At 70.4% G+C, this 22,668-nt stretch carries 19 protein-coding genes; 16 read left to right on the top strand and 3 right to left on the bottom strand.

The genetic code is table 11. The features are described from left to right. Window positions 1–100 precede the first annotated feature (100 nt). The 9 genes from MT490_RS11190 to copD all read left to right on the top strand — a co-directional run bounded on the left by MT490_RS11190 (window position 101) and on the right by copD (window position 11,611). Window positions 101–577: a hypothetical protein gene (locus MT490_RS11190; protein WP_297387330.1), complete on the top strand. Its 477-nt coding sequence runs from the start codon at window positions 101–103 to the stop codon at window positions 575–577. Between the two features lie 307 nt (window positions 578–884). Next, entirely contained in the window at window positions 885–3,374 is a 2,490-nt protein-coding gene (locus tag MT490_RS11185; RefSeq protein ID WP_297387328.1) for an acyl-CoA dehydrogenase, read from the top strand. Further along, the gene (locus MT490_RS11180; RefSeq protein WP_297387326.1) at window positions 3,371–4,663 is read left to right on the top strand and encodes a 3-oxoacyl-ACP reductase; all 1,293 of its coding nucleotides are present in this window, start codon (window positions 3,371–3,373) and stop codon (window positions 4,661–4,663) included. The genes MT490_RS11185 and MT490_RS11180 overlap by 4 nt, the downstream gene beginning before the upstream one ends. 5 nt (window positions 4,664–4,668) lie before the next feature. Continuing rightward, window positions 4,669–5,571 (top strand): MaoC/PaaZ C-terminal domain-containing protein, encoded by a 903-nt coding sequence (locus MT490_RS11175; RefSeq protein ID WP_297387324.1) that lies wholly within the window; start codon window positions 4,669–4,671, stop codon window positions 5,569–5,571. Then, on the top strand, window positions 5,555–6,841 hold the full coding sequence (locus MT490_RS11170; protein ID WP_297387323.1) for an acetyl-CoA C-acetyltransferase: 1,287 nt from the start codon (window positions 5,555–5,557) through the stop codon (window positions 6,839–6,841). The genes MT490_RS11175 and MT490_RS11170 overlap by 17 nt, the downstream gene beginning before the upstream one ends. Then, window positions 6,838–8,562, top strand: a complete 1,725-nt coding sequence (locus tag MT490_RS11165; RefSeq protein ID WP_297387321.1) for an AMP-binding protein — start codon at window positions 6,838–6,840, stop codon at window positions 8,560–8,562. The genes MT490_RS11170 and MT490_RS11165 overlap by 4 nt, the downstream gene beginning before the upstream one ends. Beyond that, the gene (locus tag MT490_RS11160) at window positions 8,562–10,220 is read left to right on the top strand and encodes an FAD-binding dehydrogenase (RefSeq protein ID WP_297387319.1); all 1,659 of its coding nucleotides are present in this window, start codon (window positions 8,562–8,564) and stop codon (window positions 10,218–10,220) included. The genes MT490_RS11165 and MT490_RS11160 overlap by 1 nt, the downstream gene beginning before the upstream one ends. Before the next feature lie 77 nt (window positions 10,221–10,297). Then, entirely contained in the window at window positions 10,298–10,672 is a 375-nt protein-coding gene (gene copC, locus MT490_RS11155) for a copper homeostasis periplasmic binding protein CopC (protein ID WP_297387317.1), read from the top strand. Window positions 10,673–10,675: 3 nt separating this feature from the next. Then, window positions 10,676–11,611 carry a copper homeostasis membrane protein CopD gene (gene copD / locus MT490_RS11150; RefSeq protein WP_297387314.1) on the top strand — a complete coding sequence of 312 codons (936 nt, stop codon included), beginning with the start codon at window positions 10,676–10,678 and terminating at the stop codon, window positions 11,609–11,611. Here the strand turns inward: copD and cueR are convergent. Together cueR and MT490_RS11140 are read right to left on the bottom strand one after the other, a co-directional pair. Continuing rightward, the gene (gene cueR / locus MT490_RS11145) at window positions 11,608–12,000 is read right to left on the bottom strand and encodes a Cu(I)-responsive transcriptional regulator (RefSeq protein ID WP_297387311.1); all 393 of its coding nucleotides are present in this window, start codon (window positions 11,998–12,000) and stop codon (window positions 11,608–11,610) included. The two genes, copD and cueR, sit on opposite strands and share 4 nt — an antisense overlap. A gap of 22 nt (window positions 12,001–12,022) precedes the next feature. Further along, window positions 12,023–14,281: a heavy metal translocating P-type ATPase gene (locus MT490_RS11140; RefSeq protein WP_297387394.1), complete on the bottom strand. Its 2,259-nt coding sequence runs from the start codon at window positions 14,279–14,281 to the stop codon at window positions 12,023–12,025. Between the two features lie 506 nt (window positions 14,282–14,787). On the opposite strand from MT490_RS11140, the gene MT490_RS11135 reads away from it, so the two are divergent. From MT490_RS11135 to MT490_RS11115, 5 genes are all read left to right on the top strand, one after another. Beyond that, window positions 14,788–15,054 (top strand): hypothetical protein, encoded by a 267-nt coding sequence (locus tag MT490_RS11135; RefSeq protein WP_297387308.1) that lies wholly within the window; start codon window positions 14,788–14,790, stop codon window positions 15,052–15,054. Then, complete coding sequence (locus MT490_RS11130; protein WP_297387305.1) at window positions 15,054–15,491, top strand: periplasmic heavy metal sensor; 438 nt, start codon at window positions 15,054–15,056, stop codon at window positions 15,489–15,491. Before MT490_RS11135 ends, MT490_RS11130 begins: the two co-directional genes overlap by 1 nt. Beyond that, window positions 15,488–16,054, top strand: coding sequence for an RNA polymerase sigma factor (locus MT490_RS11125; RefSeq protein ID WP_297387303.1), 567 nt, complete (start codon window positions 15,488–15,490; stop codon window positions 16,052–16,054). Before MT490_RS11130 ends, MT490_RS11125 begins: the two co-directional genes overlap by 4 nt. A 136-nt stretch (window positions 16,055–16,190) precedes the next feature. Next, on the top strand, window positions 16,191–18,014 hold the full coding sequence (locus tag MT490_RS11120) for a copper resistance system multicopper oxidase (RefSeq protein ID WP_297387300.1): 1,824 nt from the start codon (window positions 16,191–16,193) through the stop codon (window positions 18,012–18,014). Beyond that, window positions 18,011–18,895, top strand: coding sequence for a copper resistance protein B (locus MT490_RS11115; RefSeq protein ID WP_297387297.1), 885 nt, complete (start codon window positions 18,011–18,013; stop codon window positions 18,893–18,895). Before MT490_RS11120 ends, MT490_RS11115 begins: the two co-directional genes overlap by 4 nt. Before the next feature lie 48 nt (window positions 18,896–18,943). Here MT490_RS11115 and MT490_RS11110 read toward each other — a convergent pair whose 3' ends face one another. Further along, window positions 18,944–19,837, bottom strand: a complete 894-nt coding sequence (locus MT490_RS11110) for a LysR family transcriptional regulator (RefSeq protein WP_297387294.1) — start codon at window positions 19,835–19,837, stop codon at window positions 18,944–18,946. A gap of 227 nt (window positions 19,838–20,064) precedes the next feature. Here MT490_RS11110 and MT490_RS11105 point away from each other — a divergent pair, with 227 nt between their 5' ends. Both MT490_RS11105 and MT490_RS11100 read left to right on the top strand, forming a co-directional pair. Next, window positions 20,065–21,030 carry an alpha/beta hydrolase gene (locus tag MT490_RS11105; protein ID WP_297387292.1) on the top strand — a complete coding sequence of 322 codons (966 nt, stop codon included), beginning with the start codon at window positions 20,065–20,067 and terminating at the stop codon, window positions 21,028–21,030. 183 nt (window positions 21,031–21,213) lie between these two features. Next, the gene (locus tag MT490_RS11100; RefSeq protein ID WP_297387289.1) at window positions 21,214–22,644 is read left to right on the top strand and encodes a CHAD domain-containing protein; all 1,431 of its coding nucleotides are present in this window, start codon (window positions 21,214–21,216) and stop codon (window positions 22,642–22,644) included. Window positions 22,645–22,668: the final 24 nt, after the last annotated feature.

Genomic DNA, 22,668 nt, shown 5'->3' with positions numbered 1-22,668 from the left:
CCCCCGAAGCCGGTCCGCGCGCGTCTCTCGAAATGGGGGAGGCAGGGTGTGCCGCCTCCGAACGGGCATTCCAATGCCAAAAAAACCGAGGAGAGGAATGATGATCAAGAAAATCCTGGCTGCAGGCGCCTTGGCCGCCTCCGCCGCGTTCCTGGTGCCCCAGGCTTCGGCGCAGACCTTCTCGCCGAGCGGCCCCTTCACCCTGGCCAATATCGGCACGATCACGGTCAGCAAGGGGATCACGCTGAGCTGCGGCCTTACCGGTGGCGGCTCGGTCTCGGGCGGTGCGGCCACCGTGACGTCGATCAACCTCACCGGCGGCCTATGCGGCTCGGTGCTGTTCACCGGCACGCCCTATACGGTCACGTCGGGCTCGCTGACCTCGATCACGCTGAACGGCGTCACCGTCACCGCGATCACCGGCAATTGCGCGGGCACCCTGACCGGCGCGTACAACCAGTCGACCGGGGTGATCACCTTCACCAACGCGACGATCCCGTCGACTTCGGGCGGCAGTCCCTGCCGTGTCACTGGCCGGGTCCAGATCTCGCCGACCGTGACCTTCACCATCCCCTGATGCGTATGGAGCCGGGCGACACCCCCGTTCGCCCGGCTCCCCGTTGCCATTTGCAATGCCACCCCCTTGTCGAGCGGTGGGGCACCGAACCCGCTGGCGGCGTCTTCGACCCGGCGCCGGAGCCACAGGCTAGGCAGCCGCTCGACCTTTTTTCCCTTTCATCCTTCGCTCGCGCGGCCGGTCCCGCGCCGCACGGAAGTGCCGCGTGCCGGGATACTCCCCGCGTTCCGGCCATTTTGTAACTTGACGCCGACGTGGCAATATTGACATTGATGTCAATATAACTTGAGGCGGCTGGAGATAGGCCATGGCGATCTGGATCGGCGCATTGTTCGCTGCGGGCTTCGGGCTCGTCCTGTTCCAGGCGCGCGCCTGGCTGCATCTCGCGCTGTTCGCGGCATGGATCGGCGCCGGCTATGCGCTGGGCGTGATCGGCTGGGAGGCCGCCGCAGCATTGTCGGTGATGCTGGTGCCGCTGCTCGTGCTGGCGCTGCACCCGCTGCGCCGCGTGCTGCTCGCAGCGCCGCTGCGCGGCGTGTTCCGCAGGATCATGCCGCGGATGAGCCCGACCGAGCAGGCGGCGATCGACGCGGGCACGGTGTGGTGGGACGCCGAACTGTTCGCCGGCAGGCCCGACTGGCGCCGGCTGCTCGCGACGCCGGCGCCGTCGCTCACCGCGGAGGAACAGCGCTTCCTCGACGTCGAGACCGAGAAGCTCTGCGACCTCGCGAACGATTGGGAGAGCACGGCGGTGTGGCAGGATCTGCCGCCCCGGGCCTGGGCCTATGCCCGCGAACACGGCTTTCTCGGGATGATCATCCCGAAGGCCTATGGCGGGCTCGGTTTCTCGGCCTATGCGCACAGCCAGGTGATCCAGAAGCTGTCGACGCGCTGCTCGGCGGCGGCGGTGTCGGTGATGGTGCCCAATTCGCTCGGGCCCGCCGAATTGCTGCTCCACTACGGCACCGACGCGCAGAAGGACCATTATCTGCCCCGGCTCGCGCGCGGCGAGGAGATACCGTGCTTCGCGCTCACCAGCCCCTATGCGGGCTCGGACGCGGCCTCGATCACCGATACCGGCTTGGTCTGTCGCGGCATGTGGCAGGGGCGCGAGACGCTCGGGTTCCGCGTCAGTTGGAACAAGCGCTACATCACGCTGGCGCCGATCGCGACGGTGCTGGGGCTCGCCTTCCGGGTGCAGGATCCCGAGCGGCTGCTGGGCGGCGAGGCGGATCCGGGGATCACCTGCGCGCTGATCCCGCGCGATCATCCGGGCGTGCGGATCGGGCGGCGCCATTGGCCGCTCAACGCCGTCTTCCAGAACGGCCCGACCTCGGGCGACGACGTGTTCGTCCCGATCGACATGGTGATCGGCGGGCGCGAGCAGGTCGGCAATGGGTGGCGGATGCTGATGGAGTGCCTCGCGGCCGGGCGGGCGATCTCGCTGCCCTCGTCCAATGTCGGCATGGCCAAGCTCGCCGTGGGCGGCGTGAGTGCCTATGCCGCGATCCGGCGCCAGTTCAACGTGCCGATCGGCATGTTCGAGGGCGTGCAGGAGCCGCTCGCGCGGATGGCGGGGCATCTCTATGCGATCGATGCGACCCGCCGGCTCGCCGCGAGCGGGCTCGATCAGGGCGAGAAGCCCTCGGTGATCTCGGCCATCGCCAAATATCATGTCACCGAGCGCGCCCGATTGATCGTCAATGACGGCATGGACCTGATCGGCGGCAAGGGCATCTGCATGGGGCCGGCCAATTTCCTCGCGCGCGCCTATCAGCAGATCCCGATCGCGATCACCGTCGAGGGCGCGAACATCATGACGCGCACGCTGATCATCTTCGGGCAGGGCGCGATACGCTGCCATCCCTATATCCTGACGCTTCTGCGCTCGGCGCAGGAGGAAGGCGCAGCGGGGCTCGCGCGGTTCGACAGGGCGCTGTTCGGCTATTTCGCCTTCCTGCTGCGCAATGCGGCGCGGGCGCTGACGTTCGCGACGCCGGCGGGCGCACTGATCCCGGCACCTTCCGGTGCGGCGCCGGAGCTCGCGCTTTATTATCGCCGCGCGACCCGCCTTTCGACCGCGCTGGCGCTGGCGAGCGACCTGTCGATGGCGACCCTCGGCGGAACGCTCAAGCGCCGCGAGACGGTGACCGGGCGGCTGGGCGACATCCTGTCGCAGCTGTTCATCCTGTCGGCGGTGCTCAAGCGCTTCGAGGACGAAGGCCGCCCAGCGGCGGACCTGCCCTTCGTGCACTGGGCCGCGCGCGACGCGCTCGCGCGTGCCGATACTGCCCTGCGCGAAGTGATCGCCAACCATCCCAGCCGCCTCGCGGCGCTCGCGCTGCGGCTGCTGGTGCGGCCGTTCGGCGGCCGGTTCGCCTCGCCCGACGATCGCGCCGCCGCCGCGGTGGCGCAGCTGGTCCAGACGCACGGGGCGGCGCGGGACCGGCTGCTCGCGGGTTCCTGGACGCCGCGCATGGACGTCGACCCGATCGCCGCCACGCAAGTCGCGTTCGAGCTCTATCCCGCGGTCGCCGCGATCGAGGCGCGGCTGCGACCGGCGATCCGCGCGGGCAGGATCGCGCGGCTGCCGCAGAATTTCCGCGCACTCGGGGCCTGGACGGCGGAGGCCGAGGCGCAGGGGCTGATCGACGCGAGCGAGCGGGAAGCCATCGCCCGCTTCGCCGAACATGCCGATATCGCGATCCAGGTCGATGACTTCCCGCCCGATTTCGGGCTGGCCGAAGGACTGCGCCAACGCAATGTCGGCAACGCGTTCGCGGTGGCCGCGGAATGAGCGACCGCTATCTCGATTTCGCCAATTCGGGGATCGGACATTGGCTCACCGGCGCGCTCGGGCTGCCGCAGCCGGTGCCGATCGACCGCGATCCCGCGCGCATGGCCGCCGCGGCGCTGGTCGCCGATGCCGGCGGCGGGCGGCTGGGCGGCCTGGTGACGCGCACGCTCGAGAAGCTCGGCGTGGCGCACGCGGTAGCGCCCGTCGATGCATTGATCGTCGATGCCACCGGCTGCGCCACCGTCGCGGCGACCGAGGCGTTGTACCGCATCTTCCACGAGAACCTGCGCGGCGTGCGGCCCAACGGCCGCATCGTGCTGCTCGCGCACGATCCCGATCAGGCGCCGGACGAAGAGGCCGCCGCGATCTGGCGCGGGCTCGAGGGTTTCCTGCGCTCGCTCGCCAAGGAAGCGCGCAGGGCGATCGCGGCGCAACTGGTCTATGTGCCCGTCGCGGGCGATCCGGCGCTGGAAAGCACGCTCGGCTTCCTGCTGTCGGGGCGCTCGGCCTATGTCTCGGGGCAGGCGATCCGCGTCGGCACCGCCGTGGCGGGAGCGGCAGACCTGCAACGAACGGTGCTCGTCACCGGAGCCTCGCGCGGGATCGGCGCGGCGATCGTCGACAGCTTCGCGCGGACCGGCGCGCATGTCGTGGGGCTCGACATGCCCGGAGCCCAGGAAGCGCTCGCCGAACAGGCGGCCCGGCTCGGCGGCAGCGCGCTCGCGCTCGACATCACCGCGCCCGACGCCGCCGGGCGGATCGTCGAGGATGCCCGCGCGCGGGGCGGCTATGACGTGATCGTCCACAATGCCGGGATCACCCGCGACAAGACGATCGCGCGGATGGAGGCCGATCGCTGGAATACGGTGATGGAAGTCAACCTCGCCGCGCCGATGCGAGTCACCGCTGCCCTGCTCGCGGCCGGACAGATTCGCCGCGGCGGGCGGATCGTCGCTGTGTCCTCGCTGAGCGGGATCGCGGGCAATGTCGGCCAGACCAACTATGCCTTTTCGAAGGCCGGGGTGATCGGCTGGATCCGGCGGCTGGCGCGCGAACTGGCGCCCGCCGGCATCACCGCCAACGCCGTCGCGCCGGGCTTCATCGAGACGCAGATGACCGCGGCGGTGCCCTTCACCATCCGCGAGGCCGGGCGGCGGATGAACTCCCTGGGACAGGGCGGCCAGCCCGAGGACGTCGCCGAGACGATCCTCTGGCTCGCCGATCCCGGCAGCGCGGGCATCTCGGGCGAAGTCGTCCGCGTCTGCGGCCAGAGCCTGTTGGGAGCCTGATCGCCATGGTGGCAGAGACGCTGATCGTCGATCGCCCCTCCTCGCCCGGCGCGGTGCTGCTCGCGGGCCTGGCGTCGCTGGCGAAGTCCGCGCCGGCGCACCCGGTGCTGCCAGGCGTGCGGCTGGTCCGCCCCGACCTGCCGATCGAAGCCGCGCCGCTCGCCGACTATCGCGACCTGTGCGGGTTCGACGAAGCGCAGGGCGTGCCGCCGACCTGGCCGCATCTGCTCGCCTTCCCGCTCCATCTCGCGCTGATGATGCGGCGCGATTTTCCCTGGCCGCTGGCGGGAACGGTCCACATCGCCAACCGCATCGTCCAGCATCGCGCGCTGGCGCTGGGGGATCGGCTGACCGTCTCGGCGGGCTTCGGCGAATTCCGGTCGCACCCGCGCGGACAGGCGTTCACGATCCGCGCCGAGGCGCAGCGCGGCGGCACGACGGTGTGGCGAAGCGAGAGCGTGTATCTGCGGCGCGGCGCGCGCTCGGCGCTCGGTGCGCCGGTCGCGACGCTGTCCGACGCGGATGCCGCGACGACGCCGACCGGCGCCGAGACGATCGCGCGCGCGGTGGCACCGCGTTACGCCCGCCTGTCGGGCGACCGCAATCCGATCCACATGTCGTGGCTCGGCGCGCGGCTGTTCGGGTTCGAGCGGCCGATCGCGCATGGGATGTGGACCAAGGCGCGGGCGCTGGCACGCGCACTCCCCGCCGCGCCGGTCGACCGGATCGCGATCGACGTGGCGTTCCGCGCCCCGATCCAGCTGCCCGGGCGCGCCACCCATTTCGCCGACCCGTCGGACCATGGCACTGCCTTCGCGGTGCGCGACGGCGCGGGCGAGCGGCTCCATCTGATCGGCCGGTTCGGCCGCGATCTCGCACTCGAGGGAATGCATGCTGAGCTCAAATGAACCGCGCCGCGTCGCGATCCTCGGCGGCAGCCGGATCCCCTTCGCGCGCTCGAACACCGCTTATGCCGATGCATCGAACCAGGAGATGCTGACCGCCGCGATCCAGGCGCTGGTCGAGCGGTTCGGACTCGAAGGCATGCGGCTGGGCGAAGTCGCGGCAGGCGCGGTGCTCAAGCAGGCGCGCGACATCAACCTCACCCGCGAGGCTTTGCTGTCGACCAGCCTTTCTCCCGAAACGCCGGCCTATGACGTGCAGCAGGCCTGCGGCACCGGGCTGGAGGCGGCGATCCTCGTCGCGAACAAGATCGCGCTCGGCCAGATCGAAGTGGGCATCGCGGGCGGCGCCGACACCACGTCCGACCCGCCGATCGCCGTCAACGAGGGCTTCCGGCAGGCGCTGCTCGCGGCCAATCGCGCAAAGACGCTGGGAGGCCGGCTGAAGGCGCTGGCCAGGGTCCGGCCGGGGATGCTCTTCAAGCCCGAGCTGCCGCGCAACGCCGAGCCGCGCACCGGGCTTTCGATGGGCGAGCATTGCGAGCTGATGGCGAAGCGCTGGGGGATCTCCCGCGCCGACCAGGACGCGCTGGCGGTGCGGAGCCACCACAATATGGCCGCCGCCTATGACCGCGGCGACTTCGACGACCTGATCGTGCCGTGGCGCGGCCTGGCGCGCGACAACAACCTTCGCCCCGATAGCAGCGTGGAGAAGCTCGCGACGCTCAAGCCGGTGTTCGATCGCGCGAACGGCACGCTCACCGCGGGCAATTCGACCCCGCTGACCGACGGCGCGGCAGCGGTGCTGCTCGCTAGCGAGGAATGGGCGCGCGGGCGTGGGCTGCCGATCCTTGCGTATATGCGGGCGGGCGAGACTGCGGCGGTCGACTTTGTCGGCGGCGCGGAAGGGCTGCTGATGGCGCCGGCCTATGCGGTGCCGCGGATGCTCGACAAGCTCGGCATCACGCTCCAGGACTTCGACTATTACGAGCTGCACGAGGCCTTCGCCGCGCAGGTGCTGTGCACGCTGGCGGCCTGGGAGGACCCCCAATTCGCGCGCGACCGGCTGGGCCGCGATGCGCCGCCGGGGGCGATCGATCGCGCGAAGCTCAACGTCAACGGCAGCTCGCTCGCGGCGGGGCATCCCTTCGCGGCGACCGGCGGGCGGATCCTCGCCAATCTGGCGCGGATGATCGACCGGCGCGGCGGGGGGCGCGGGCTGATCTCGATCTGCGCGGCGGGCGGGCAGGGCGTGGTGGCGGTGGTCGAGAAGTGACCACGGAGCCGATCCCGCAGGGCGATGCGGATCGGCTCTGGGCCGAGCGCTTCTGGACGCGCTTCTATCGCCCCGGCGTTCCGATCGACATCGACGCCGAGCTCGACGCGGCGGGGACATTGGCCGACATCTTCGAGCGCGACGCGTTGCGCTATGCGGGGCGTATCGGGTTCGTCAGCCTCGGGAGCGGGCGCACCTATGGCGCGACGCTCGCGGACGCGAAGGCTTTCGCGGCGTGGCTGCAGAGCGTGGGCGTGGCGAAGGGCGATCGCGTCGCGCTGATGATGCCCAATTGCCTGCAATATCCGGCGGCGCTTTTCGGCACGCTGTTCGCGGGCGCGGTGGTGGTCAACGTCAACCCGCTCTACACCGCGCCCGAGCTGGCGCATCAGCTGCGCGACAGCGGCGCGGTGGTGCTCGTGGTGATGGACATGTTCGCCGCGACCTTCGCGTCGATCCGCGCGCAGACCGCGGTCCGCGAAGTGGTGGTGACGTCGATGGGCGACATGCTGGGTCCGATCAAGGGGCCGGCGATCGGGCTGATGCTGCGCGCCGCGGGGCAGAAGCCCGCGCCCTGGCCGAAACGCGGCATGTACCGATGGAAGCAAGTGATGCGCCGGGCACGGCGGCTGGCATATCGCAGGCCCGGGATCGCGCAGGGCGACCTCGCCTTCCTGCAATATACCGGCGGCACGTCGGGCGTCGCCAAGGGCGCGATGCTCACGCACCGCAACGTCGTCGCCAATGTGCTGCAGGGCCGCGCCTGGGTGATGCCGCAGCTCGACGACAGCGAGCTGCTGACCAACGTCACGCTGCTGCCGCTCTACCATATCTTCTCGCTCACCGCGAACCTGCTGATGTTCATGGGGGTGGGCGGGCGCAACATCCTCATCGCCAATCCGCGCGACACGCGGCGGGTGAGCTGGATCCTCCGGAAGGAGCGGTTCACCGGCATGGCGGGGGTGAGCACGCTCTTCGCCAGCCTGCTCGACGATCCCGAATTCCGCGCGCGCGATTTCTCCGCGCTGCGGCTCACCATCGCCGGAGGGATGGCGACGCATGCCGAGGTGGCGGCGCGCTGGGAGGCGCTCACCGGCAAGCCTCTGGTCGAGGGCTATGGGCTCACCGAATGCGCGCCGGTGGTGTGCATCCGCCCGGTCGATTTCGCGACGCCCGGCGTGATGGGCTATAGCGGCACCGTCGGGCTGCCGGTGCCGTCCACTGAGGTGCGGATGCGCCGCGCCGACGGAAGCTGGGCGGGGCTCGGCGAGCCCGGCGAGCTCTGCGTGCGCGGGCCGCAGGTGATGCGGGGCTATTGGGGGCATCCCGAGGAAAGCGCCCGGGCATTGTCGGACGACGGCTGGCTCGCGACCGGCGATGTCGGGGTGATGGGGAGGGACGGCGAGGTGCAACTGATCGATCGGATCAAGGACATGATCCTCGTCTCGGGCTTCAACGTCTATCCCGCCGAGATCGAGGCGGCGATCGCGACGCATCCGGACGTGGCCGAAGTCGCGGTGGTCGGCGTACCCGATCCCGTGAAGGGCGAGCGGATCAAGGCGGTGGTGCATCCGCGCGGGACCACGCTCTCGGTCGAAGCGGTGCGCGAGCACTGCCGCACGCGGCTGACCGGCTACAAGGTGCCGTCGATCGTCGAGATCCGCGACACGCCGTTGCCCAAGACCAATGTCGGCAAGATCCTGCGGCGGGAGCTGCGCTGATGGCGCCGCGCGATGCCGATGTGATCGTGGTGGGCGCCGGGCTCGCCGGCCTTGTCGCGGCGAGCGAGGCGGTGGCGCGCGGTGCTTCCGTCGTCGTCGTCGAGCAGGAGCCCGAGCAGAGCCTGGGCGGACAGGCCTTCTGGTCGCTGGGCGGGCTGTTCCTCGTCGATTCGCCCGAGCAGCGCCGGCTGGGCATCCGCGACAGCCATGAACTTGCCTGGCAGGACTGGCTGGGCACCGCCGGGTTCGATCGACCCGAGGACCGATGGCCGCGGCGCTGGGCGGAGGCCTATGTGCGCTTCGCGGCGACCGAGAAAAGGGACTGGCTGCGCGGGCTGGGCGTGTCGTTCGTGCCCGTGGTCGGCTGGGCCGAGCGCGGCGACGGGCGCGCCGAGGGGCACGGCAATTCGGTGCCGCGCTTCCACATCGCCTGGGGAGCGGGGCCGGGCGTGGTCAAACCCTTTGCCGAGCTGGCGCGCGCGGCGGAGCGCGACGGCAGGCTGCGCTTCCTGTGGCGGCACCGCGTCGATGCGCTGGAGACCGAAGGCGGCCGCGTCACCGGCGTGTCGGGCACGCGGCTCGCGCCCGATCCCGTCGAACGCGGCGCCGCCAGTACGCGCGACGCGGTCGGCGATTTTCGGCTGACCGCGCGTTCGGTGATCGTCGCCTCGGGCGGGATCGGCGGCGATCTCGACCTTGTCCGTCGCAACTGGCCGGCGCGGATGGGCACGCCGCCCGCCTTCATGGTGCGCGGCGTCCCCGCGCATGTCGACGGGCGGATGATCGGCATCGCACAGGCGGCGGGCGCGCGGCTGATCCACTCCGATCGCATGTGGCATTATGTCGAAGGGCTGCGGAACTGGCGGCCGATCTGGAAAGATCACGGTATCCGCATCCTGCCGGGTCCGTCCTCGATGTGGTTCGATGCGCGCGGCGATCGGCTGCCGCCGCCGTTCCTGCCGGGCTACGACACGCTGGGGACGTTGCGCTATCTGCTGGAGGGCGGCAATCCCTACAGCTGGTTCGTGCTCAACCAGGCGATCATCCGCAAGGAGTTCGCGCTGTCGGGCTCGGAGCAGAATCCCGACCTGACCAGCCGGAGCCTGCGGCGGACGCTGCGCCGCGTGACCAGCCGCAGCCGCGCGCCCGAGCCGGTCGAGGCCTTCAAGGCGCAGGGCGAGGACTTCGTCGTGGCGAACGACATCGCGACGCTGGTCGACGGCATGAACCGGATCGGCGAGGGAGCCCCGCTCGACCGGCGGCGCATCGAGGATTCGATCGTGATGCGCGACCGCGAGCTGGCCAACCCCTTCTCGAAGGACTTCCAGCTGATGGGCATCCGCAACGCCCGGCTGGGCCTCGCCGAGCGGCTGATGCGCACCGCCCCGCCGCGCCCGATCCTCGACTCCGCCAACGGACCGCTGATCGCGGTGCGGCTCAACATCCTGACCCGCAAGACTTTGGGCGGGCTCGAGACCGACCTCGACGCGCGCGTGCTCGGCAGCGACGGCGAGCCGATCGCGGGACTGTTCGCCGTGGGTGAGGCGGCCGGGTTCGGCGGCGGCGGCATGCACGGCTATCGCTCGCTCGAAGGTACCTTCCTCGGCGGTTGCCTGTTCAGCGGCCGTGCCGCGGGGCGGGCCGTGGTCCAGAGCTGAAGGGCGAGGGGCGCGGGCCGCAGCTGCGTATCCTTGGTGTCGGCACCGATGCCGACGTCCAGGAGATCGCCTTTCCCATGCGTTCCACGCTGTCTGTCCTCGCCGCCGCCGCGGTGATCGTCGCCGTGCCGGCGGCCGCCCATCCCAAGCTCCTCTCGTCGACGCCGGCGGCCGGCGCGACGGTCAAGTCCACCGCCAAGGTCGAGCTGCGTTTCTCCGAACGCCTCGTCGCGCGGCTGTCGAGTGCGCAGGTGGTGATGACGGGGATGCCCGGCATGGCCGATCATCCGCCGATGCCCGTGCAGGGCCGCGCCGCCATGGCCGCCGACGGCAAGACGCTGGTGGTGACTCTCGCGCGCCCGCTCGCCGCGGGCAGCTACAAGGTGACCTACCAGGTCGTGTCCGCCGATACCCACAAGATCGAGGGCGGCTTCGACTTCACGGTCCGCTGAGCGGTGACGGAGCTCGCCGTCGCGGTCCGGTTCCTCCTCTATCTCGACCTGATGGCGCTGTTCGGCCTCGCCGCATTCAGCCTCCATGCGCTGCGCGGTCGCGAGCGCGTTTCGGGCGCATTGCTTCCGCTCGCGTCGCTCGTCGCGGGAACGGCGTTCGGTGGCGCGCTGCTGTCGCTGCTGGGGCTGGCCGCGCTCGCCGCGAGCCTCGCCGGCACGGGGCCGTTCGCGCTCGATCGCGAGACCCTGGACGTGCTGCTGCTCGAGACGAGCAACGGCGCTGCGTGGCAATTGCGCATGGCGGCGCTGGCCGTCGCTTTCGTGGCGGCCTGGCCGGTTCGGCGCCGGGGGACGGCGATGGCCGGTGCGGCACTGGCGACGCTCGCCGGTGGGACGGCGCTCGCGAGCCTGGCCTGGGGCGGGCACGGTGCCGCCGGCGAAGGCGCGTCCGGCTGGCTCCGGCTCGGCGCCGACATCGTCCATCTCCTTGCCGCCGGGATCTGGGTCGGCGCGCTCTTCGCGATGCTGCTGCTCCTGCTGCGCCCGGCGCGAAAGATCGAGCGCACCCATCTCCGCGTCTCGCATCGCGTGCTCGCGGGCTTTTCGAGCCTGGGCACGCTCGTCGTCGGTGCGCTGGTCGTGTCGGGCGTCGTCAATCTGCTGGGGACGATCGGCCTGGACGGCATCGCCGCGCTCCCGGCCGCTCGCTATGGCCAGCTGCTCCTCGCCAAGCTTGCCTTGTTCGCGGCGATGCTCGCTTTCGCCGCCGGCAATCGCTTCCGGCTGGTGCCGCGCTTCGAGCGCGCGATGGCGGCCGGGGATCACGCCGCGGCACTGGCGGCGCTGCGCCGGAGCCTCGCGATGGAGACCGCCTGCGCAATCGCGATCCTCGCTCTGGTCGCCTGGCTGGGGACGCTCGACCCTCTGGGCGCCGCCTAGGAACGCGCCGCGAGCGAGTCGAGGATCGGGCAGTCGGGCCGCGCGTCGCCCTGGCAGCGGCCGGCAAGGTCGAGCAACGTGCGGCGCATCGCCTCGAGCGCCTGGGCCTTGCGCTGCAGCTCCTCGGCGCGCGCGGTCGCCAGCGCCTTCACTTCGGCGCTCGAGCGGCCGCGGTCGCGCCACAGGTCGAGCAGCTTGCCGATCTCCTCGATCGGAAAGCCCAGGTCGCGCGCATTGGCGATGAACCGCAGCTGGTGCAGGTCGGCCTCCGAATAGTCGCGATAGCCGCTGTCGCGCCGCGCGGCGCGCGGGATCAGCCCGATCTTCTCGTAATGGCGGATCATCCGCTGCGAGACCCCGCTCGCCTGCGATGCCTGACCGATGTTCATGCGCCGTGTCCCATTCGCGGTTTCACAGCCGCACCAGCCGGAGCCGCAGCGCGTTGCCGATCACGCTCACCGAGGAGAGCGCCATCGCCAGCGCCGCGATCGCGGGCGACAGCAGCATGCCGGTCAGCGGATAGAGCAGGCCCGCCGCGATCGGCACGCCCGCGACGTTATAGGCGAAGGCGAAGACCAGGTTCTGGCGGATGTTGCGCATCACCAGCCGCGACAGCCGGCGCGCGCGGACCAGCCCGCCCAGATCGCCCTGGAGCAGGGTCACGCCCGCGCTCTCGATGGCGACGTCGGCGCCCGCGCCCATCGCCACGCCGACCTCGGCCGCGGCCAGCGCCGGGGCGTCGTTGACGCCGTCGCCCGCCATCGCCACCGCGCGGCCCTGCGCGCGCAGCTTCCCGATCACCGCCGCCTTGTCCTCGGGCAGCACTTCGGCCTCGACCTCGTCGATCCCGACCCGCGCGGCGACGGCGCGCGCGGTGGTGCGGTTGTCGCCGGTCATCATCACCACGCGGATGCCCTCGGCCTTCAGCGCGCGCACCGCCTCGGGCGCACTCGCCTTGATCGGGTCGGCGACGCCGATCAGCCCGGCGAGCGCGCCGTCGATCACCACGAAGATCGCCGTGCCGCCCTCGGCGCGCAGCGCCTCGGCCGCGTCGGCGAGCGCGGCGAGGTCGACGCCGCTCTCGCGCATCAGCCGCGGCCCGCCGAGCAGCAGCTGCCGCCCCTCGACCTGCCCGGTGACGCCGCGGCCGATCGGGGCGTCGAAATCCTCTACCTCGGCAAGCGCGAGCCCGCGCTCTGTCGCGGCGCGGACGATCGCCTCGCCGAGCGGATGCTGGCTCGCCCGCTCGACGCTCGCGGCGAGGCGCAGCAGCTCGGCCTCGTCCTGGCCGGCAGCGGGCCGGACCAGCGTCACCGCGGGGCGCCCCTCGGTCAGCGTGCCCGTCTTGTCGACGATCAGCGTGTCGATCTTCTCGAAGCGTTCGAGCGCCTCGGCATTCTTGATCAGCACTCCGGCCTGGGCCCCGCGGCCGACGCCCACCATGATCGACATCGGCGTGGCGAGCCCGAGCGCGCAGGGACAGGCGATGATCAGCACCGAGACCGCCGCGACCAGCGCATAGCCGAGCCGCGGATCGGGCCCGACGAGCCCCCAGGCGAGCGCGGCGGCGAGCGCGACGAGGATCACCGCGGGCACGAACCATGCCGAGACCTGGTCGGCCATGCGCTGGATCGGCGCGCGGCTGCGCTGCGCCTCGGCGACCATCTGGACGATCCGCGCGAGCAATGTGTCGGTGCCGACCTTGTCGGCGCGCATCACGAACGCGCCGGTCTTGTTGAGCGAGCCCGCGATCACCTGCGCGCCGGGCTCCTTGGTGACCGGCATGGATTCGCCGGTGACGAGCGATTCGTCGATCGCGACCCGGCCGTCGAGCAGTTCGCCGTCCACGGGGACCTTCTCGCCGGGGCGTACGCGCAGCCGGTCGCCGACCTGGATCAGGTCGAGCGTGACTTCCTCGTCGCCGCCGTCGTCGCGCAGCCGTCGCGCGGTCTTGGGGGCGAGGTCGAGCAGCGCCTTGATCGCGCCCGAGGTGCGCTCGCGCGCGCGCAGCTCGAGCACCTGGCCGAGCAGCACGAGCACGGTGATCACCGCCGCCGCCTCGAAATAGACCGGGACCGCGCCGTCATGCCCGCGGAACGCCGCCGGGAAGATGCCCGGCGCCAGCACCGCGACGACGCTATAGGCGAAGGCGACGCCCACGCCCATCGCGATCAGCGTGAACATGTTGAGGTTGCGCGATCGGAGCGACGCCCAGCCGCGCTCGAAGAACGGCCAGCCGGCCCAGAGCACGACCGGGGTCGCCAGCGCGAACTGCAGCCAGTTGGAGAGCTGCTGCCCCACCAGCATCGTCAGCCCGGTCAGATGCCCGCCCATCTCGAGCGCGAACACCGGCAGCGCGAGCGCGAGGCCCACCCAGAAGCGGCGCGTCATGTCGGCGAGCTCGGGATTGGGGCCGCTGTCGAGCGTGATCGTCTCGGGTTCGAGCGCCATGCCGCAGATCGGGCAGGCGCCGGGGCCGACCTGGCGGATCTGCGGGTGCATCGGGCAGGTGTAGATGGTTCCCGGCGGCGCTTCGGCCGCGGGCGCGGGCGGCGCGAGGTAGCGCTCGGGATCCGCGAGGAACTTCGCGCGGCAGCCGGCACTGCAGAAATGAAATTCCTCCCCGTGGTGGAAGGCATGGTGCGCAGTCGTCGCCGGGTCCACGGTCATCCCGCAGACGGGGTCCTTCACCCTGCCGGGCGGCAGGGCGCCGGCGGAGCCGCCGGCATGGTCGTGCGGGGCATCGTGATGGGCATGAGTCGTCATTGCGTTCCTCCGATGCCCGGCCATCTAGGGATTGACATCATGTCAGGGTCAAGGGGCCTGTCCGTCACTCTCGATTACGCACGGCGGCGGTCGAGCCCTCGGCGCGCTGGGTCGTATCGACAATCAGGGGCGAGGCCTTTCAATCCTCCCCCGCCAGGGGGAGGTGGCACGCGCAGCGTGACGGAGGGGGCGGAATCACTGTGCTCACTTGGAGAGTGCACTGCCTACCTCCCCCTCCGACGCCTTCGGCGCCACCTCCCCCTGGCGGGGGAGGATTTAGGGACCTGAATATCGATACGAACCCAAGGCTGGCATGCGCAGGCACGGCGCGGCATGATCCGGTGCTGCGGATCGCATGAGGGACGGCGCGCGCCGGTGCGTAACCTATGTGATCGGGGACGAGGCGGATCATGACGGACGATTTGGACCAATTGCTCGGGCGGCTCTCCGCCCGGGCGCCGCATCCGGGGCTCGATGCCGTGTCGGCGTCGGTGCTCGATCGCGTGGCCGCGCCGCCGGCGCCGCGCCGCGATGCGTTCCTGCTGACGAGTGCGCTCGCGGTGGTCGTCGCGGTCGGCATCGGCTTCGCGGGCGGGCTGACCCAGCCGACGCATGCCCAGCCGCTGGTGTTCGACGCCGGCTGGTCGCTGGCGCCTTCCACATTGCTGGGCGGCTGATGCGCCCCGGCCGCCTCCTCCTCGTCGCGCTCATCGCCTTCGCCGCCGCGGTCGCCGGCGTGCTCGCGGCCCGCTGGTTCGTGCCGGCGCTCCGGCAGCCCGGTTCGGAGCTGCACGCGCTGCTCCATGACGGGCTCGATCTCGACGCGGCGCAGCAGGCGAAGCTCGATGCGCTCGAGCGGCAGTTCGCACTGCGCAAGCGCGCGCTCGAGATGGAGCTGCGCGCCGATAACGCCCGACTCGCCGCGGCGATCGAGGCCGAGCATTCGGCGGGTCCGCGCGTGCGCGATGCGGTCGATCGCATCCATGTCGCGATGGGCGCGCTCCAGAAGGAGACGCTCGCGCACGTCTTCGCGATGCGCGCGATCCTCCGGCCCGATCAGGCGGCCAGGTTCGACCAGGCGGTGGTGAAGGCGCTGACCGCCGAGGCCCGGTGACTCTCGATCTCGCCGGCCTTTCCGACGGCGAGCTCGCCGCGCTCAGCCTGGCTGGTCGCACCGCCGCCTTCGCCGCGATCCTCGCGCGCCATCGCGACGCCGTCTACCGGATCGTCGCGGCGAGCATCGGCGATCCGGAGGAAGCGCTCGATCTCGTCCAGGAGACCTTCGTGTCGGCGCATGCCGCGCTCCGGCGCTACGATGCGGCCCGGCCGATGCGCGCCTGGCTCACCGTCATCGCGCTCAACAAGTGCCGCGACTGGGCCCGGCGCCGCGCGGTGCGGCGATTGTTCGCCTTCGCACGCCCCCTCGACGATGCCGCGGAGCGCGTGGTCGAGGACCGGCCGGGCCTCGATGTCGAGGCCGAGGATCGCGAGGCGCTCGCGCGCGCCGCGCAGGCGATCGCCGCGCTCCCGGCCTCGCTGCGGGAGGTGCTGGTGCTCCGCACGATCGAGGGGCTGTCGCAGGCCGAGAGCGCGGCGGCGCTCGGCGTCAGCGAGAAGGCGATCGAGACTCGCCTCCGCCGCGCGCGCCTGCGCCTCGCCGAGCAGCTCGGTCGGTGAGGCAGACCGGCGCTTGACCCTGACATGATGTCAAATCCTATCTCCATGCCATGCCGGCGAAAGCGGGCCGCGCGGGAGGGATGACGGTCCCTGCCGCGTAACCATTAGGGAGCGCGAACCCGCGCGGAGGAACGAGATGACGAGCAGGATGGGGCGCCGGGAGCTGTTGCGCGGCGCGGCGATGGGCGGAGGGGGAATGGCGCTCGCCGCCTGGCTACCGGCCTGGGCGCAGACCAATGCGGGTGGCATTACGACGCCGCTCCCCGAAGTGGCGGGCGAGGACATCCGGCTGCGCATCGCGCATCGGATGATGACCGTCGACGGCCGCGAAAGCCATGCGATCGGCATCAACGGCACGATCCCCGGGCCGCTCATCCGGCTGCGCGAGGGCCAGAGGGTCCGGCTGCACGTCGAGAACGCGCTCGACGAGGACAGCTCGATCCATTGGCACGGGCTGATCCTGCCGTTCCAGATGGACGGCGTCCCCGGTATCTCCTTTCCCGGGATCAAGCCGCGCTCGACCTTCACCTACGAGTTCCCGATCGTCCAGTCGGGCACCTATTGGTATCACAGCCATTCGGGGCTGCAGGAGCAGCTCGGCCATTACGGGCCGATCCTGATCGAGCCGAAGGATCCCGATCCGGTGGCGTTCGACCGCCAGCACGTCGTCGTGCTCTCGGACCACAGCCCGCTCCACCCGCACGTCCTCTTCCGCAAGCTCAAGCTGCAGCCGGGCTATTTCAACCGGCAGAAGCAGACCCTGGCGGGTCTGGCGCGCGGCGAGGACCTGCCGCTCCGGGAGCGCCTCGAATGGGGCCGGATGCGGATGGACCCGACCGACATCTCCGACGTGACCGGCGCGACCTATACCTATCTCGTCAACGGCCATGGCCCGAAGGACAATTGGACCGCGCTGTTCCGGCCCGGCGAGCGCGTGCGGCTGCGGATCATCAACGCCTCGGCGATGACGATCTTCAACGTCCGCATCCCGGGGCTCCGGTTCACAATCGTCCAGGCCGACGGCCAGAACGTCCGCCCGGTCGAGACGGACGAGTTTCAGATCACCGTCGCCGAGACCTACGACGTGGTGGTTACGCCCGAGGACCGCGCCTACACGCTCGTCGCCGAAGCGGTCGACCGCTCGGGCATGGGCCGGGCGACGCTGGCGCCGCGCGCGGGAATGGCCGCCGAGGTCCCGCCGCTCCGCAGGCGGCCGATCGCGACGATGAAGGACATGGGCATGGGCGGCATGTCGGGCATGGATCACGGCGCCGCCGACGCCGGAGGCATGGAGGGCATGCCGGGCATGGACCATGGCGCGACGGGATCGGCCGCCATGCCCGGAATGGATCATGGTGCGGCACCGGCCTCGGGCCAGGATCATGGCGGCCATTCGATGGCGGGGATGCGGATGCGCGATCCGGCCAATGCGCCGCAGGTCAGGATGGGCCCGGGCGTCCAGACGATCGCGCCGATGCCGGTCGATCGCACCGGCGATCCCGGCCAGGGGCTCGAGGATGTCGGGCACCAGGTGCTCACCTATCGTGATCTCGTGGCGCTGGAGCGCAATCCCGATGTCCGCGCGCCGGGCCGCGAGATCGAGATCCACCTGACCGGCAACATGGAGCGCTTCATGTGGGCGTTCGACGGCGTGAAATTCTCGGAGGTGAAGGCGCCGATCCCGTTCGAGGCGGGCGAGCGCGTGCGCGTGACCCTGGTCAACGACACCATGATGTCGCATCCGATCCATCTCCACGGCCATTTCTTCGAGCTGGTCACCGGCCATGGCGATCACGCCCCGCGCAAGCACACGGTCAATGTCCTGCCCGGCGGCAAGGTCAGCTGGGACGTGACCGCCGAAGCCGGCGACTGGGCGTTTCACTGCCACCTCCTCTATCACATGCATGCGGGCATGATGCAGACCGTGCAGGTCCGTCCGCTCGGGGGAGACGCGGCATGAAGCTGCGGCTCCTCCTTGGGCTCGCGCCGTTCGCGCTCGCATTCGCCCAGCCCGCTGTGGCACAGGATCATTCGGGCCACGACATGCCGGGAACGCAGGCGCCGCCCGCGCCCGTCGGGCAGGGCGGCACCGATCTGCCGCCGGGCAACGCGACCGCGCCCGCGCCCGAGCCGGGTCGCGCCGCCGATGCCTATTGGGGCGCCGAGGCGATGGCCGAGGCCGAGCGCGGCATGCGCCGCGAGCATGGCGGCGGCACCTTCAGCCAGGTGATGCTCGACCTGGCCGAACTGCGCATGCAGTCGGGCAACGAAGGTTATCGCTGGGAAGGCGAGGCCTGGATCGGCGGCGACATCAATCGCTTCTGGCTCAAGTCCGAGGGCGAGGGGCGGTTCGGCGAGGGGGTCGAGAGCGCCGAGGTACAGATTCTCTACGGCAGGGCAATGGATCCCTATTGGAACCTGCAGGCGGGCGTCCGCCAGGATATCGGGCCGGGTCCGCGGCGGACTTTCGCGGTGCTGGGCGTGGAAGGCCTCGCGCCCTGGTGGTTCAACATCGGCGGTACCTTGTTCCTCTCCGACAAGGGCGATCTCCTCGCCCGCGCCGAAGCAAGCCACGACCAACGCATCACCCAAAATCTCGTCCTCCAGCCGCGCGGCGAGCTCAATCTCGCCGCGCAGGACATGCCGGCGAACCGCGTCGGTGCCGGGCTTTCGAGCGCCGAGCTCGGGCTGCGGCTGCGCTACGAGCGCGTCCGCGAGTTCGCGCCCTATCTCGGCGTCTCCTGGGAGCGCCGCTTCGGCCGCACCGCCGATTTCGCGCGGGAACGTGGCGAGGGCACCGGGGGGACGAGCTTCGTCCTCGGCGTGCGCGCCTGGTTCTGAGGTCCGGTAGAGCGGGGCGCTTCGCCCTAATCCGTACCCGGACGGCGATCACCCGCGATGCCTCAGTGCCTCGACGAAGGCAGCGAATGCCGGCGAGTGCTGCCGCCGGCTCGGATAATAGAGATGGTAGCCCGGAAAGGGCGGAGTCCAGTCGGCGAGCACATGGACCAGCTCGCCGGCATCGACGTGCGGCCGCGCGATGTCGTCGGGCATGAAGGCGATCCCGACCCCGTTCAGCGCGGCCTGCCGGATCACGGCGATGTCGTTGACCGTCAGCTGTCCCTCGACCCGAACCGCGAGTTCGCGCGATCCCTTCTCGAACTCCCAGGCGTAGATGCCGCCCAAGGTCGGCATTCGCAGGTTGATGCAGTCGTGCGTGGCAAGATCCTGCGGCGTCTTCGGCTTGCCGCGCCTGACGAAATATTCCGGCGTCGCGACGGCGGCCATCCGGATATCGGGGCCGATCCGTACCGCAACCATGTCGCGCGCGACCCGCTCGCCCATGCGGATGCCGGCGTCGAAGCGCTCGCTGACGATGTCCCGCAAGATGTTGTCGACGACGAGCTCGACCTGGACGGCGGGGCAATCGGAAAGGAAGGTTGCGAGCGCCGGCCAGAGGATCGTCTCGGCCGCGTGATCGACGCAGCTAATGCGGATCGTCCCGGCGGGCTTGTCGCGAAGCGCGGACAGCGCGGCGAGTCCGGTCTCGATTCCCTCCAGATGCGGGCCGACCGTGGCGATCAGCCGCTCGCCCGCCTCGGTCGGAGCGACGCTGCGGGTCGTTCGCGTCAGCAGGCGCATCCCCAGCCGCTCCTCCAGGCCCCGCATCGCCTGGCTGAGGGCCGAGGGGGAAACCCCGAGCTGCGCGGCGGCGCGCGTGAAGCTTCGTTCGCGCGCAACTGCGAGAAAGGCGTTGAGATCAGCCAGCGATGCGCGCGTCATTATGAAGTCCTGCTTACAGGTTCATGCGCATTGTAGCGCCTAATCCGCGATAACGGCAGCTGCTACCTCGTCGACACCGAAATACCGAAAGCGACGGAGCGACCCTTATGAGCAACCTGCTCACCCGCAAGCAGTTCATCGGAGCCGCCTTGACTGGCTCCCTGGCGACATTCGGCGGCCTGCCGTCCGAGGCGCAAATCACTTCACCCCCGGCAAGGAGCGACGCAATGCGCCTGACCAAGGCTTGGGACAAGACCTTCCCGAAGAGCGACAAGGTCGATCACCGCAAAGTCGTCTTCAGGAACCGCTACGGCATCGAGCTGGCGGGCGACCTGTACCTGCCCAGGGAGCGTGGCCGCCGGCCGCTCGCGGCGCTCGCCATCATGGGTCCGTTCGGAGCCGTGAAGGAGCAGTCCTCCGGCCTCTACGCCCAGACGATGGCCGAGCGCGGCTATGTCGCGCTGGCGTTCGATCCGTCCTTCACCGGCGAGAGCGGCGGCGAGCCCCGCAACGTCGCATCCCCCGACATCAACACCGAGGATTTCAGCGCGGCCGTCGACTATCTCGGCCTGCAGCCCTTCGTCGACCGCGAGCGGATCGGGATCGTCGGAATCTGCGGCTTCGCCGGCATGGGCCTCAACGCCGCGGCCGTCGACAAGCGCATCAAGGCGGTCGTGACGACCAGCATGTACGACATGTCGCGGGTCATGGCGCGAGGCTATTACGACAAGCTCAGCGCTGAAGAGCGCGCGCAGCGGCTGGAGCAGATGAGCCGGCAGCGCTGGGCCGACGCCGAGAGGGGCTCCCCGGCCCCGGGCCCGCGGATCCTGCCCGAGACGCTGGACGGCGTCACCGATCCGGTCGCCCGGATGTATTTCGACTATTATCGCACGCCCCGCGGCTTCCACGAGCGTTCGCCCAATTCGAACGGGTCATGGACCGCGACCAACGCGCTGTCCTTCATGAATATGCCGCTGCTCACCTATATCGAGGAGATCGCCCCGCGGCCGATCCTGCTGATCGCCGGCGAGAATGCGCATTCGCGCTATTTCTCCGAGGACGCCTACAAGGCTGCTGGCAAGCCCAAGCAGTTGATGATCATCAAGGACGCCGACCATGTCGATCTCTACGATCGAGTGGACAAGATCCCGTTCGAGACGATTGCCCGCTTCTTCGATGCCAATCTGAAATAGGATGCTGCGGACGTCCCGGAGAGCGATGTGAGAGGCGCTCGGGACCATGGCGGGTCAGCTCGCCTGGTTCCACCACGCCGGTCGCCACGGGGCTCGGCGTTCTGCTGCTGGTCCGCCGTCCCGAGCCGTCCATGACGCCAATCGAACGAGACTTGGCGGTCGACGCGCGGTAAAGCTGCATCGATGGCGGACGAGGTCGAACTGAAGCTCGAGCTGACGCCGGAAGCCGCCGACGAGATCGAGGCTTCGGGGCTGCTGTCCGGCGATCCGGAGACGGCGCGACAGGAGGCGATCTATTTCGATACGCCCGATCGCGACCTGGCGAAGGGCGGCCTCTCGCTTCGCATCCGCCGGTCGGACGGGAAAAGCGTGCAGACGATCAAGGCGGACGATGCCGGCGCCGCCGGCCTCTTCGCGCGATCCGAATGGGAACGCCCGGTCGAGAACGGCACGCCGGTCCTCGACGACACCGCGCCGGTCCGGGGCCTGCTCGGCGACGCCGCCGATGCCATCGTCCCCATATTCGAAGTGAGGGTCGAACGGCGCACCTGGATCGTCGGCGATGGCGACACGGTGATCGAACTCGTCCTCGACCGGGGCGAAGTCGTTGCCGGCGACCGCCGCGCCCCGATCTGCGAGATCGAACTGGAACTGAAAGGGGGCGATCCCGCCGGGCTGTTCGCGCTCGCCCGCAGGATCGACGCGGCCGCGCCGGTGCGGCTGGGCGTACGGAGCAAGGCGGAACGGGGCTATCTGTTGCTGGCGCCCGCCGCGACGAGGGCCAAGGCCGAGCCGGTCGCGCTCGCCCGCGACATGACGGCGGCGCAGGCGTTTCGACGCATCGTGCAGTCCTGCGTGCGGCAGTTCCGGCTCAACGAGGCGCTGCTCGCGGCAGGTCGCGATCCGGAGGCATTGCATCAGGCGCGCGTGGCGCTGCGCCGCCTGCGATCGGCCTTCTCGATCTTCAAGCCGATGATCGACGACGGCGGCGCGGACCTGCGCGCGGGACTGCGCTGGCTCGCCTCCGAGCTCGGCGACGCGCGCAACCTGGACGTGTTGCTGGAACGCACCCGGCCCGGCCCGTTGCATGACCGTCTCGCAGCTGCGCGGGAGGTCGCTTATGACCGCGTCGGCGATGCGCTTTCGTCGCCGCGTGCGCGGCGCCTGATGCTCGGCCTCGTGGAGCTGACTGCTAGTGGCGAGGTTGACGGCGACCAGCCGGCGCGCGCGTTTGCCCGCACGGCACTCGGCCGCTTTCGCCGCAAGGTGAAGAAGGAGGCGCGCGATCTTGCCCATGCCGACGATCGCGTGCGGCACGAGGTCCGCAAGCACGCCAAGAAGCTGCGCTATGCGGGCGAGTTCTTCGCGAGCCTGTTTGCGCGGAAGCGCGAGAGGCGGCGCTACAAGCGTTTCGTCGCGGCGCTGGAAATGCTTCAGGGCCAGCTCGGCCTGCTCAACGACCTCGCGACCGCGCCGGACATACTGAAGAAGCTGGGCGTCGCAGACGATCCGGAGGCCGCGCGGTTGCTGGCGCGAGGGCGGAAGAAAAGTCTCGTCGAGAAGGCGGACCGCGCGCGCGAGGCGCTGCTCGATACGAAGCGATACTGGCGATGAGGGCAATGGCCGGGCCGACGGTCC

Origin of the sequence: Sphingomonas sp. (genome assembly GCF_026460985.1) — a bacterium.
Classification (GTDB): Bacteria; Pseudomonadota; Alphaproteobacteria; order Sphingomonadales; family Sphingomonadaceae; genus Sphingomonas.
This window is presented reverse-complemented; position numbering and strand designations above follow the sequence as displayed.